The sequence below is a fragment of the Streptococcus sp. 17.1 genome, assembly GCF_016648655.1.
In the GTDB taxonomy this organism is placed as follows: Bacteria; Bacillota; Bacilli; order Lactobacillales; family Streptococcaceae; genus Streptococcus; species Streptococcus salivarius_E.
On record NZ_JACLQM010000005.1, the window covers coordinates 81544 to 95088 of the forward strand.

The 13545-nt window shown below is 38.4% G+C and carries 15 protein-coding genes and 1 pseudogene; 2 read left to right on the plus strand and 14 right to left on the minus strand.

Annotated elements, in window-relative coordinates; all coding sequences use genetic code 11:
- Positions 1 to 64: 64 nt before the first annotated feature.
- The 9 genes from H7T99_RS04560 to H7T99_RS04600 all read right to left on the minus strand — a co-directional run bounded on the left by H7T99_RS04560 (position 65) and on the right by H7T99_RS04600 (position 7385).
- Positions 65 to 985, minus strand: coding sequence for an ROK family protein (locus tag H7T99_RS04560; RefSeq protein ID WP_037603173.1), 921 nt, complete (start codon positions 983 to 985; stop codon positions 65 to 67).
- Positions 986 to 995: 10 nt separating this feature from the next.
- Positions 996 to 1763 (minus strand): ribonuclease HII, encoded by a 768-nt coding sequence (locus tag H7T99_RS04565; protein ID WP_037603171.1) that lies wholly within the window; start codon positions 1761 to 1763, stop codon positions 996 to 998.
- Complete coding sequence (gene ylqF, locus H7T99_RS04570; protein ID WP_021144074.1) at positions 1750 to 2604, minus strand: ribosome biogenesis GTPase YlqF; 855 nt, start codon at positions 2602 to 2604, stop codon at positions 1750 to 1752. The genes H7T99_RS04565 and ylqF overlap by 14 nt, the downstream gene beginning before the upstream one ends.
- Positions 2605 to 2732: 128 nt before the next feature.
- Positions 2733 to 3422, minus strand: coding sequence for an XRE family transcriptional regulator (locus H7T99_RS04575; RefSeq protein ID WP_002891070.1), 690 nt, complete (start codon positions 3420 to 3422; stop codon positions 2733 to 2735).
- Positions 3423 to 3516: 94 nt separating this feature from the next.
- Positions 3517 to 4032 (minus strand): transcription repressor NadR, encoded by a 516-nt coding sequence (locus H7T99_RS04580; protein ID WP_037603169.1) that lies wholly within the window; start codon positions 4030 to 4032, stop codon positions 3517 to 3519.
- Between the two features lie 22 nt (positions 4033 to 4054).
- A complete protein-coding gene (locus tag H7T99_RS04585; protein ID WP_002883896.1) occupies positions 4055 to 4582 on the minus strand; it encodes an ECF transporter S component in 528 nt (175 codons plus the stop codon).
- A 111-nt stretch (positions 4583 to 4693) separates the two neighbouring features.
- A complete protein-coding gene (gene ffh, locus H7T99_RS04590) occupies positions 4694 to 6256 on the minus strand; it encodes a signal recognition particle protein (RefSeq protein WP_037603167.1) in 1563 nt (520 codons plus the stop codon).
- Between the two features lie 32 nt (positions 6257 to 6288).
- Complete coding sequence (locus H7T99_RS04595) at positions 6289 to 6621, minus strand: putative DNA-binding protein (RefSeq protein WP_002883908.1); 333 nt, start codon at positions 6619 to 6621, stop codon at positions 6289 to 6291.
- A gap of 65 nt (positions 6622 to 6686) precedes the next feature.
- Positions 6687 to 7385, minus strand: coding sequence for a GntR family transcriptional regulator (locus tag H7T99_RS04600; protein WP_037599995.1), 699 nt, complete (start codon positions 7383 to 7385; stop codon positions 6687 to 6689).
- A 168-nt stretch (positions 7386 to 7553) separates the two neighbouring features.
- On the opposite strand from H7T99_RS04600, the gene guaA reads away from it, so the two are divergent.
- Entirely contained in the window at positions 7554 to 9116 is a 1563-nt protein-coding gene (gene guaA, locus H7T99_RS04605) for a glutamine-hydrolyzing GMP synthase (RefSeq protein ID WP_008534755.1), read from the plus strand.
- A gap of 286 nt (positions 9117 to 9402) precedes the next feature.
- Here the strand turns inward: guaA and H7T99_RS04610 are convergent, their stop codons facing one another.
- Positions 9403 to 9987 (minus strand): GNAT family N-acetyltransferase, encoded by a 585-nt coding sequence (locus tag H7T99_RS04610; protein WP_021144068.1) that lies wholly within the window; start codon positions 9985 to 9987, stop codon positions 9403 to 9405.
- A gap of 118 nt (positions 9988 to 10105) precedes the next feature.
- Here H7T99_RS04610 and H7T99_RS10730 point away from each other — a divergent pair.
- A pseudogene (locus H7T99_RS10730) lies at positions 10106 to 10162 on the plus strand (IS3 family transposase); the annotation flags it as partial.
- Positions 10163 to 10271: 109 nt separating this feature from the next.
- Here H7T99_RS10730 and adhP read toward each other — a convergent pair.
- The 4 genes from adhP to H7T99_RS04630 form a co-directional block, all read right to left on the minus strand.
- Positions 10272 to 11291 (minus strand): alcohol dehydrogenase AdhP, encoded by a 1020-nt coding sequence (gene adhP / locus H7T99_RS04615; RefSeq protein ID WP_021146799.1) that lies wholly within the window; start codon positions 11289 to 11291, stop codon positions 10272 to 10274.
- Positions 11292 to 11452: 161 nt separating this feature from the next.
- On the minus strand, positions 11453 to 11734 hold the full coding sequence (locus H7T99_RS04620; protein ID WP_002891080.1) for a DUF5960 family protein: 282 nt from the start codon (positions 11732 to 11734) through the stop codon (positions 11453 to 11455).
- Positions 11712 to 12089 (minus strand): hypothetical protein, encoded by a 378-nt coding sequence (locus tag H7T99_RS04625; protein ID WP_037603164.1) that lies wholly within the window; start codon positions 12087 to 12089, stop codon positions 11712 to 11714. Before H7T99_RS04625 ends, H7T99_RS04620 begins: the two co-directional genes overlap by 23 nt.
- Complete coding sequence (locus H7T99_RS04630) at positions 12086 to 13501, minus strand: Y-family DNA polymerase (protein WP_021144065.1); 1416 nt, start codon at positions 13499 to 13501, stop codon at positions 12086 to 12088. The genes H7T99_RS04625 and H7T99_RS04630 overlap by 4 nt, the downstream gene beginning before the upstream one ends.
- Positions 13502 to 13545: the final 44 nt, after the last annotated feature.

Consider the following 13545-nt stretch of genomic DNA (forward strand, 5'->3'; position numbering starts at 1 on the left):
AGATACCTCCTTTTCATTATTCGTAACAGAAAAGAAAAAAGCTCCATTATGGAACTTTCCGTGATTACAAATCATTTTCAGAAGCAAAATAAGACGCCGCGCCTAGTAGGTTACTATCGTTATGGAAATGACAGGCTTGAATAGTTATGGGCTCAAAACCTAATTCAGGCTTTTCGTTAAATAACTCCTCATAGGCATCGCATATTCCTTCAATTAAAGTACCTTGCCTACTGATACCACCGCCGATAACAACTCTGTCCAACTTGAATAAACTCTGCAAATTAAGAATCAGAACAGCAATTTCATGACAATAGTCTTTAAATAAAAGATTTAGATCCTCCGATTGATTTCCCTCTATAGCTGAGAATACGGCTGGACCATCGTCTTGATTTAACCCAAGTAACTCACTGGCTTCATGAACAAAGCCTACTGCAGATCCCTTATTATCGACAAGACTTACTAAGCCATGCATAAACAATTCCCACTGGAAAGGTAGAGAGGTTTGACTCATGCTTTGGGGACTTGGAGCTCTCAGATATTGGGTGACTGACAGAGGTGATAGCAAGAACTCCTGTGAGACAAGTCCTAAACCAACACCCGTACCTAAAACCAAGGCAGCCCCACAATCTAAGTCTTGTAGACTTCCATATCTGGCTTCAGCCAAGGCTGCCGCATCAGCGTCATTGATAACCTTTACAGGCAGTTGAAATGTTCTAGTCAATCGTGATCCAAGAGGAATAGCCGTTAAATATGGGATAAGACCTCCCTTGAAAATGAAGCCACGTTTACTATTTATTTCTCCTGGGCATGCAATGGCAATCCCAGAAATACCATTCTTAAATGATGAAATAATACTCTCTAAAGTTATCCAGAAATTATCTAGGGACGATGGTGTAGGCACTTTAGATTGGTTGCTAATTCTAAAATCATTATCAACTAATCCAAATTTGATAAAGGTCCCTCCAATATCAATAGCTAAAATCACGCCACTTCACCTACTTTTTTATGATTGACTTTATTGGTTCGAAGCTTCTTCTATGAATTGGTGTAACACCAAATTTATCTAGGCCAGACAGATGATCCTTGGTACCATAGCCTGCATTTTTGGCAAATGCATATCCAGGAAACTCCTGATCATAGTCAGCCATCATCTTATCACGGGTTACCTTTGCTACAATAGAAGCTGCCGCAATTGATAAAGAATTAGCATCCCCTTTTATAATTGATGTTTGTCCTATTGGCAAGCCCAAAGTCATGGCATCAATTAACAAATGTTCTGGTTTGGGACTCAGTTTTTCAATAGCTTCAGCCATAGCAAGCTTGGTTGCTTCATAAATATTGACGTCATCAATCACATGATTATCCTTAATACCAATACCGACAGCTACTGCTTCCTCCATTACCTGCTTATAGATAGCTTCATGTTTAGATTTTGGAATCTTTTTACTGTCATTGAGACCCTTTATTTTGCAAAGCTTTGGTAAGATAACCGCTGCAGCTACAACTGGGCCAGCCAAAGGGCCACGTCCAACTTCATCAACACCTGCAATAAGTTCAACTCCCCGAGCATAAAGCAATTTTTCGTAACTGAGCATCATTTCTAAGCGTTCTTCCTCAGCAATCTCAGCAAGGATAGCTTTGCGACGTTGCTTGATGGCAGTCTGTACACCAGATCGACTATCTTCCTCAAAACTTGCCCATCGGTAGTCATCAAGATCTGTCAATGCTGCCAATTGCTCCTTGACTTCTTTAATTGTCGCCATCAGTATCGACCCCAACAATATCAAGTGTGTAACGGCCTAGTTTTCCATCACGAACTTCTTTGACAAATAGATTATAAAAACGGTCATAATCTTCACGGAAGCCAAGTTTTCGAGTCATTTCCATAATGATTTCTGGTGCCTCTTCTTCAAGGTCAATCCCTTTGAAGCGTTCCTCTAAACGTTCAGGATAGTAAGTTTTAAAATAGTTGAGTCCAAATATCGTCACTTCATCCATTGGCAATAGCTGGTCCTTGATGGCACCAGTCAAAGCGAGTTTCAATCCAACCAATTCATCTTCAAACTTAGGCCACAAAATACCTGGAGTATCAAGAATTTCCAAGTCTTTATTAGACTTCAACCACTGTTGACCTTTTGTAACTCCGGGTTTATTTCCTACAACAGCAATCTTTTTACCAGCTAAGCGGTTCATCAAGGTAGATTTCCCTGCATTTGGAATCCCAATAATCATGGTTCGTAAGGTCTCTTTCTGAATACCGCGTTCACGTAGCCGTTGAATCTTGTCAGCCATAAGACTCTTAGCAGCATCTGTTACCAATTTAACTGTAGATTGTTCCTTGGAATTGATGGCCAAGGTTTTAATCCCTTGACTCTTAAAATAGGTACGCCATTCTTTCGTACGATTACTGTCAGCGAGGTCAGCCTTATTGAGAATTAGAAGCTTAGGTTTATCGCCAACAATTTTGGTCAACATAGGGTTCTGACTCGAAAGTGGCAAACGTGCATCCACTAAAATTGTAACAAAATCAACATGTTTAAGGTTCTCCTGAACCTGTCGACGGGCCTTAGACATGTGGCCTGGAAACCATTGAATAGTAGCCATATATGTTTCTCCTTTTGTATTCTTAGCAAAATATCATTTAAAATCTTTAAAAAAAGCCAAATCATTGGCTTTGCTTTACTTATTATTATAACAGATTTAATTTGAGATGCCCAATTGATAAAAGTTGCCTACCCCTCAACAGGCATAAAGTTACCAACAATCTTACCAATGATTCGAGGATCTTCGTCATAGGGTGCAAACTTATCACCATAACGTTTATTGAGAGAAACTAAACGAAGGCCCTCTTCCTCACGATAGACCTTTTTGATATAGGTTTGACCATCCCAGTCTACAGCATAAACAGCTCCATCATAATCAAAGCCCGTTTGTTTGATTAGTACTACTTCTCCATTTAGGTAGGTAGGTTCCATAGAGTCTCCAAATACCCATGACGCAAAATCATGATCTAATTCTTCATCATAGAAAACTTCATCGTAATTGCCATCACCAAAGTAAGTATAACCTGTTCCGGCTGACAAACGCTCGAAAACTTTGTAAGAATATAACGGAATAACAGGTGCCTTCTGCTTTTCTGCTTCTTGCTCCTCCAAGAGAGCCTTAGTGAGTCGCAAAGCTTCCTGACGATTTTCCTCATTTAATTCCAAGTACACTTCTACAATCTCATGTTCAGATAGAAAATATGTCTCAGCTACACCAAAAAGTTCAGCCAATACCGATAGATTCTTTTGATTTGGTTTCGTCTTACCATTTTCCCAGTTAAAATAAGAGGAGCGAGAAATTCCTAGATGCTTAGCCACTGCTGCCTGACTCATTCCTTGTGCTTCTCGAATTTCCTTAAGTCGTTGTCCTGAAAACATAGCTACCTCCGTAAGTTAATAAACTAACATAAGTTTATCAAAAAAAGCAGTTAACTTCAAGTGAAACTAACTACTTTTACAATTCTCTTTTGTATTATTCTTTAACTAAAAATCCTAGATGGTTTAGTGCCTCTTCTATATAAGCCATATCCTGTTCACTATCTGCTTCGACAAGATGGTAATGAACGCCATTTGTTAAATCAGATAAGGGGCAAAAGTCATTTGACGATGATTGATCTAAAAAATGACTAACATCTCGACGACAAGTCAATTTCAACAAAGTCTGAATTTCTCCGTAAACTGGATGATCTATCATGATATTTTGAATACGTCCTCCATTATCAACAATAGCCAAAAGCTCATCTTCCATATCTGACACAGTATGATTCACCTTAAACAGTCTACGTATATAACAATTGTCATCGCTACTTTTATAGATATAGCCCCTATTAGTTGAAATAATCTGGGCACCATCTGCACGTAAGAGGGCAATATCTTGAACAATGATTTGACGTGTCACACCAAAATGCTCCGCCAAACTTTGTCCATTCATTGCTTCTTTAGCTCCCTTTAAGAGTGCCAATAATTCTTCTTTTCGATTTGAAGCCATAGACAAACCCTCCCTCTTTCAACTAGCGTATTTTTCGAATACTTTTGAAAATCGTTAATGCTATAACATAGTCTATCATACTATGGACAATAGTGCCAAAACCAACTAAAACAAAGAGAACATAGAACAGTTTTTGGAAATCCTCTCCTGTTACGGAATAAAAAATCACGCAAGCAAGAACTTCACCTATGGCATGGATAAGTCCTAAAACAAAGTTGAAAAGTAATGATGATTTATGGTTTTCTATCGTTTGTGGAAATTTTTTCAAATAGAGTGCGCCTAAAAAACCAAATATAATATGAGAAAAGGCTCTAAAAACAACCACAATCGGATAGCCAGCCATAAAGTATCCCAAACTAGAAGCTAAGATAACAAAAGCAGTTACCCAGGGAGATATAAACATAGCTAGAAATATTGGAACATGACTCCCCAAAGTATACGAAGCCGGTGGGATGATTAGTTTAATTGGCATAATACTTGGGATAAGGATAGCAATTGCAGTTAATAAAGCTGCAAAGGTCATTTCTTGAATTCTCTTTTTAGGTTTCATTATTTACTCCTTTTACTGTATATACATTAGTATATTACAGTGTATAGTTATATAAGTCAATAATTTTCAGAAAAAAACACTAGAGCAAAGTGCCCTAGCGTTCTAAGTTTCTTATTTACGTTTTTTCTTAGCTTTTTTCATCTTGTTAGCTTGACGCTTCATCGCGTGTTTCATGGCAAAGGAACCGACCTTACCTTTAAGACCACCACCAAGCATTTGACTAAGGTCCATATTACCAAGGTCTGGCATACCTGCGCCACCCATCATGCCTTCAAGAGCAGACATGTCCATATTCCCCATATCAGGCATATTTGGCATGTTTTTTGGCAGATTATTTGGGTTCAGACCCATTTGACGCATCATTTGCTCCATATCACCAGACATAACACCTTGCATCATTTGTTTGGCTTGGTTGAAGTCTTTAATAAACTTGTTTACTTCAATAAAGGTATTCCCTGAACCATTTGCAATACGGCGACGACGACTTGGTGTCAAAAGATCTGGATTTTCACGCTCTTCCGGTGTCATCGATGATACAATGGCACGCTTGCGTGCAATCTGTTTCTCATCTACTTTAACATTAGCCAAGGCTGGATTGTTAGCCATACCTGGCAACATCTTAAGCAAATCCTCCATAGGACCCATATTTTGCACTTGGTCTAATTGGTCGATGAAGTCATTGAAGTCAAAGGTATTTTCACGCATCTTTTCAGCCAACTCAAGAGATTTTTTCTCGTCGTACTCTTGAGAAGCTTTTTCAATAAGGGTAAGAAGGTCACCCATACCTAAGATACGACTTGACATACGGTCTGGGTGGAAAGTCTCAATATCTGTGATTTTCTCACCAGTACCTGTGAATTTAATTGGCTTGCCGGTAATCTCACGAATAGAAAGAGCCGCACCACCACGTGTGTCACCGTCAATTTTAGTAAGAACGACACCTGTGATATCTAGTTGTTCATTGAACTCCTTGGCAACGTTAGCAGCTTCCTGACCAATCATGCTATCTACAACCAAGAGAATTTCATTTGGATGAGCAAAATCCTTAATATCATGCAACTCTTGCATGAGAGTCTCATCAATCTGCAAACGACCAGCCGTATCAATCAAGACATAGTCATTCTTATTGGCACGTGCTTGTTCCAAACCATTTCTGACAATCTCAACCGCCGGTGTCTCTGTACCCATATCAAAAACAGGAACATTGATTTGTTGTCCCAAAGTCTTCAACTGGTCAATGGCTGCTGGACGATAGATATCCGCAGCAATCATCATTGGACGGGCTTCTTGTTCTTTAATCAGCTTATTAGCCAATTTACCAGCAAAGGTTGTTTTACCAGCCCCTTGGAGACCAACCATCATTATGATAGTTGGAATCTTTGGAGATTTCTCAATTTCAGATGTTTCAGACCCAAGAATATCTGTCAATTCTTCATTAACAATCTTGATGATTTGTTGCGAAGCATCAAGAGTATCAATGATTTCGTGACCTACAGCACGTTCACGAACACGTTTAATGAATGTCTTAACAACTGGTAGGGCTACGTCTGCTTCAAGAAGTGCCAGACGAATCTCTTTAGTGACTTCTTGAACTTCTTTCTCTGAAAGTTTTCCTTTACGTCTTAAATTTTTGAAAACGCCTTGCAAGCGTTCCGTTAAGCTTTCAAAAGCCATATATCATTTCCTCTCTTACTTTCTGCTTGGGTCTAATCTCTATTATCGATACTGCTGAGCACAGCAATTTGTTCCTGAAGATAGCTATCGTCTGGGTATTTTTCCATGATATCATCAAATATTTGGCTACGAACAATGTAATCTGAATACATATGTAGTTTCATCTCGTAAGCTTCTAAAATCTTCTCAGTACGCTTGATGTTATCATATACAGCCTGACGACTCACACCAAATTCCTCGGCAATTTCTGCCAAACTATAATCATCTGCATAATATAGCTCAATATAGTTCATCTGCTTATCTGTTAACAAGGCTGCATAGAACTCAAACAAGGCATTCATGCGATTGGTTTTTTCAATTTCCATAAGCTCCATTTTACCATAAAATCATGGTGTTAGCACGATTCTTGTGCAGAAAAAAGCCGTGACTGTTAATTGTTCTCCAAATAAAATTCAAAACGGTCGCCAACATAGTAACTTCGTACATATTCGAAAGCCTGCCCGTCTTGGAGGAAGGAAATTTGTGTCAGACTCAAGAGAGCATCGCCAGTCTTAACCTTGAGGTGCTTGGCCAAACTACTATTGGCCAAACTTGCTGATATGGTCTGCTGACTTTTCCCTATTTCATAGCCATTATCGGTTAAGGTCTTGAAGAAGTGTTCGGTAATTTCTGATTCCTTAAAACCTCGGATAATTTTCTCAGGGATACTGGCAATCTCATAGGCAACTGGTAGATCGTCTGCAAAACGAACACGTTCCATACGAATGACATAGGACTGCGGTAAAACACCTAAATTCTTGATTTCAAACTCATTTGGATGTACACGTTGATAAGAAATAAGCTCACTAGATGGTTTCTTGCCTTGGGATTTGACAATCTCAGTAAAACTCGTAGTTCCACGCATCTTTTCCTTAACTCGACTGCTAGCCACAAAAGTTCCACTGCCTGGTTTGCGTTCTAAAATCCCCTCATCCACTAAAAGTGTTATGGCCTGACGAACAGTCATACGACTCACATCAAAAGTCTCGCAAAGATCTCGCTCGCTAGGGAGACGTTGCCCGATTTTCCAAGTACCATCATCAACATCTTCCTTAATCTTATCATGTATGCGAATATACGCTGGTAACATCTAATACCCCCTTCTGTACCCCTATTTTACAAAAAAAGTAACAGAATTGTAAAGATGAGTATGATACTTACAGTTTCTCGTATAAATCTAGGTGCTAAGTCCATAAATTTGTGATACAATGATTGCATAAGAAAGAGTCCATGTGTGACGTAAAAAGAAAGGGTAATAATGACTGACATTTCTACTTTGAATGATGTGCAGAAAATCATTGTTCTAGACTATGGTAGCCAATACAATCAGCTGATTGCACGTCGTATTCGTGAATTTGGTGTTTTCTCTGAATTGAAGAGCCATAAAATTACTGCTGATGAAGTCCGTGCCATCAATCCTATCGGTATCGTACTTTCTGGTGGTCCTAACTCTGTTTATGCCGAAGATGCATTTGGTATTGACGAAGAGATTTTGGAACTTGGTATTCCAATTCTTGGTATCTGTTACGGAATGCAACTTTTGACCCACAAACTTGGTGGTAAAGTTGTTCCAGCTGGTGAAGCAGGTAACCGTGAGTATGGCCAATCAACACTTCGCCTTCGTGCCCAATCAGAACTCTTTGCAGGAACTCCTGAAGAACAAGTTGTTCTTATGAGCCACGGTGATGCAGTTACAGAAATTCCAGAAGGTTTCCATCTTGTTGGTGACTCAGTAGATTGCCCATTCGCCGCGATGGAAAATACTGAGAAAAACTTCTATGGTATTCAATTCCACCCAGAAGTTCGTCACTCTGTATATGGTAATGATATCTTGAAAAACTTTGCTTTTGGTATCTGTGGTGCCAAAGGTGACTGGTCAATGGCTAACTTCGTAGATATGCAAATTGCACAAATCCGTGAAACAGTTGGTGACCGTAAAGTCCTTCTTGGACTCTCAGGTGGGGTTGACTCATCTGTTGTTGGTGTCCTTTTGCAAAAAGCTATCGGAGATCAATTGACATGTATCTTCGTTGACCACGGTCTTCTCCGTAAAGGTGAAGGTGACCAAGTTATGGAGATGCTTGGAGGTAAATTTGGCCTTAACATTATCCGTGTTGATGCTTCTAAACGCTTCCTAGACCTCTTGGCTGGTGTTGATGATCCTGAGAAAAAGCGTAAAATCATTGGTAACGAGTTTGTTTACGTCTTTGATGACGAAGCAAGCAAACTTAAAGGTGTAGACTTCCTAGCTCAAGGAACGCTCTATACTGATATTATTGAATCAGGTACTGAGACAGCTCAAACAATCAAATCTCACCACAACGTTGGTGGTCTTCCAGAAGACATGCAATTTGAATTGATTGAACCACTTAATACCCTCTTCAAAGATGAAGTACGTGCCCTTGGTACTGAGATGGGAATGCCTGATGAAGTCGTTTGGCGTCAACCTTTCCCAGGACCAGGACTTGCCATCCGTGTTATGGGTGAAATCACTGAAGAAAAACTTGAAACCGTTCGTGAGTCTGACGCTATTCTTCGTGAAGAAATTGCCAAAGCAGGTCTTGACCGTGATGTATGGCAATACTTCACAGTTAACACAGGCGTTCGTTCTGTCGGGGTTATGGGTGATGGCCGTACTTACGACTACACTATCGCTATCCGTGCCATCACTTCAATTGACGGTATGACAGCTGACTTTGCGAAACTTCCATGGGAAGTTCTCCAAAAGATTTCTGTTCGAATCGTTAACGAAGTTGACCACGTTAACCGTATCGTCTACGACATTACAAGTAAACCACCTGCAACTGTAGAGTGGGAATAAAATATAAACCTAATTTAAAGTGACTTGATTGATTTAACAGCATTTTGAATTGTTTTAAAACGCTAAAATCTAATTAATTATATTTGGTTCCCCACCAAATACCCCACCAGAATTTCTTTCTGGTGGGGATTTTTTATATCTTATTTAAAAAATAAACCAATAAGCAATGATATGGGGTCAGAAAAATTTTTCCTTTTCTGATGTTCAGTACTAACTCTTACAACATACTTAGACAATGGGGAAAATCAAAACACTCAGATTGTTATTTATTTGTAAAAATTTCACTTTAACCATTTGCTATATTGCTTTCATTGACATTTAGCCCATAAATTTCAAAATCATGATAGGATCCATTATAGAACTCGAATTGGGAAATTTTGCTTTCCTTTTTAAAACCTAAACTGATTGGTATAAACTTACTTTTAACATTATCAACATCTATATAAATCAAAATCTTATCAATTTTAAATTTGGATGGAATGATTTTTATTAATTCTTTTAATCCCTGCTTTACAAAACCTTGATTTTCATATTTTTCTGATATCCAATATCCAATTTCGGCTTGATGTTTTTGTAAATCAATATTATGTATATCTATCATCCCTACTGGTTTCTGATTGACGCAAATTGTTAACATAAATAACTCATTACGCTCCATTTTTTCACGTGCATACTTTATAAACGCTCTTTCATTTTCAATACTTTTCATATCTTCCACCCAAGGAAGCCACATAGCAAGACGTTCTCGTTCAGTAGAAACAATCTCATATAACCCTTCACTATGGCTATCGGATATATATAAAAGTTGGCATCGTTTCCCACGTGATTTATACTCTATGAATAGTTCCGAGTCCAAGTTGGTAGAATCCACTTCATACTCCTTGTTATAAATGATAATATTCTTTAGCTTCTTTATTTACGAAATCATTATATTACTTTTTTACTACTTTTCAAATGAATAAAATTTTGTCTATCTTTTTGAGGTCAGTACATATTACAACAACAAACGAATTAAGGTAAAACTAAAAGGACCTAGTCCTATATAGTAGAGAACTAAATCCTTCACTTAAATTATTTGTCTAACTTTCTAGTATCAGTTCAAGTTTATACCGCTCGACTCTTCACATAGTCAGGATAGCATAGAAAGATGTTTGCTTACTTAGTGAAATCCAATACTTTACGTCCTTGGATTTGTCCTTTTTCCATTTGATCAAAGACTTCTACTGCTGTATCAACAGGAACAGTTTCAACAACTGGTACCACCAAGCCTTGTGCGCCAAAGTCGAAGGCTTCTTCCAAATCCTTACGTGTACCTACAAGAGATCCAACAACACGGATACCATCTAGAACTGTTTTGACAATTGAGAGCTCCATATATTCTGATGGGAGACCAACCGCAACGACTGTTCCACCAGCACGTACACTATCGATAGCCTGGTTGAAAGCGACCTTAGAAACAGCTGTTACAACAGCACTGTGTGTACCACCAGTTTTTTCTTGGATATAGCCTGCTACATCTTCAACTTCTTTACCGTTCACCACTAAATCAGCGCCAGATTCTTTAGCCAAATCAAGTTTATCTTGGTTGATATCAACAGCTACTACTCGTGCATTGAAAACCTTCTTAGCATACTGAATAGCCAAGTTACCTAGTCCTCCAGCACCATAAATAGCTACCCATTGACCAGGTTCAACTTTAGCTTCTTTAATAGCTTTATATGTTGTAACTCCCGCACAAGTGATAGATGAAGCTTGAGCTGGATTAAGTCCTTCTGGAACTTTCACAGCATAGTCAGCAGTAACCAAAGCATAATCACTCATACCACCATCAACACTATAACCAGCATTTTTTACAGAACGACAGAGTGTTTCACGACCAGTTGTACAATATTCACAATGACCACATCCTTCGAAGAACCAAGCGATTGATACGCGATCACCTTTTTTAAGTGTTTCAACCCCTTCGCCAACTTCTTCAACAATACCAATTCCTTCGTGTCCTAAGATACGACCTGGTACTTGGCCAAAGTCTCCATGAGCTACATGAAGGTCAGTATGGCAAACGCCACAGTACTCAACTTTAACCAAAGCTTGACCATGACCAACTACTGCGGGTTTTTCATGATCAACAACTTCAACACCTGTACTTGCTTGATTAACAACAACTGCTCTCATCTTAATTACCTCCATATGATAACTTTTAACACCTTCATTGTAGCACTTACAGAGACAATGTCAACGCTTATATAAAACTTTTCTTAGCTTGCGAAAACTTTCTTGAAAACACTCTATACAAGTGAAATTGCTACTATTTCTGCTGCTGATATAGCTATATTTCAATCATTCCCAAGATATCTATACTGTCTCACAAGTGTCTTGGAATCAACTAGGCTGACTTCAAAATGGAAATAATGATTGCGTCCATCTCTGGCATTCTCTTTATTTAATAGAAAATAATTCTTTTGACTGATAGCCATCTCCCTCATTATATCATCCGTCAAAAAGGTTAAGGGAATATCCATGGCAGAATAACGATAAAAGTCTTCTTCAAATTTTAAATAGCTATCAGAAAAATAATCAATTTGAAGTTTATCATCATAAATTTTTCTCTTCCTCATCTATGTTTTCAACCCCCAAACTAATTTCTAATATATCCTTTGTTCGAATACATTTATATCGCTTGCAAGATTTTATAGTAACTTGATTAAAATCCAAGTCAACCACATAGCCACTACATCTACAGCGCCTACCTTGATCCTTTATCTGGAAATTTCCCAATAATTGACCTGAATAAAGCTGGTTTAATAAAGTAAACTTCTCTAAATCATCCAAATGACTCCTAAGATTTTCTTTAGTCTTATCTTCATGTAGGGAACTTGTGTGTTCCGACAAGAAAAAGCCCATCCACTTCATCATTCCCCTGTCTTGATGTTCCCTAGCTGATTGAAAGGGAAGGTAACTACGGTCTATCATTTTAAGCCATCTAATCCTCCAGCAGAGTGTCCACCAATCAGCTTACTTCGAGCAAGACTTCTAGATGCCTCCTGTAAAGCAGTTGCTTTTTGAATGGTCGTAAAGCCAAATTCCTGTCGAATATTATCTATAGCTGCCTGAAGTCTTTCTTCTTTATCAATGTCATCTGGATTATCAAATAAAGAAAGAATTTGAAGCCTTTCATCTACAAAATTTGCATAAGAAACACTGACACTTCGAACAGCCCCTCCTTGATATTTCTTCCTAAAGAGTTCAATGACATGGCTTATTAGTACTCTTGTATTATTAGCAGGTTCAATCTTCATCTGTGCTTGTAGCGAACGCTTGCCCTCTAACTTTGAAAAACCAATGCTGATGGAAACTTGACAAGCTTTCTTATGGGCTCGTCTTAACCTAATAGCTACCTGTTCTGCCATCTCTCTTAGAATCAATTCAATATCAGCTTGACGCTCATAGTCTCGTGGCAAGATTTGGGAATTTCCTAAGCCATGTGACTTTGGTTTATAAGGTTTATGAACATTACTCTCATCGATACCGTTGGCATGAAAAAAAAGATCTAAACCCACAATACCTAACTCCTTTTTTAGAGTATCAGGATTGCTATTAGCAAGTTCTCGAATAGAGAAAATCCCCAACTTGTTTAAACGCTTCTCCATCCGCTTTCCAATCCCCCAAAAATCGGTCATATGGGGAATATTCCAAACCTTAGTCTCGACATCTTCATAGGACCAGTTGGCTCTCATAGTAGCCGTATGTTTGGCCTCATTATCAAGAGCTAACTTGGCCAATAAGGGATTGCTGTTAGACATCCCAACTGTCGAGTAAATACCTGTCTCCCTCCAAATATCTCTTTGAATACGCCCTGAAATCATATCTAACTTATCTTTTCTTGTAACTGTTCTATCGGGAATAAAGTAATTCAGTGACGACGTGAGATCAATGAAACCCTCATCAATGGAATAAGGAAGAATGTCTTCAACACTGGCATAATTCTGGAAAATGTGTTGAATCTGGATATTCTTTTTTATATAGAGGTCCATTCTAGGAGGAACGATAAAGGTAACTTTGGCCCAAGATTCGATGTAATCTACAAAATCTCTATCCGTTGGAAGTCCCTGCTTTTTGGCATTATAATAATGAAACTTACGAGAATGAATGTCAAAAGGTAAGTCATAAGAACGACTAACATTTGACTTGCCAAAAACCTGCTTAAATATGGGCGAGGAGGCTAGTATCAAACCATTAGCATTTTCAGCCCTACTCATCACACATAGAGAAGTCTTAAGAGGGTGCAGCCCACGTTCAACACACTCTACACTCGCATAGAAAGATTTCATATCTACAAAAGCAATATCACTTTGCGGTTCTCTTGAATAATCAAAATATCCCATGCTTGCCCTTTCGTTAGTTTATAAACTAACATTAGTATAAAATA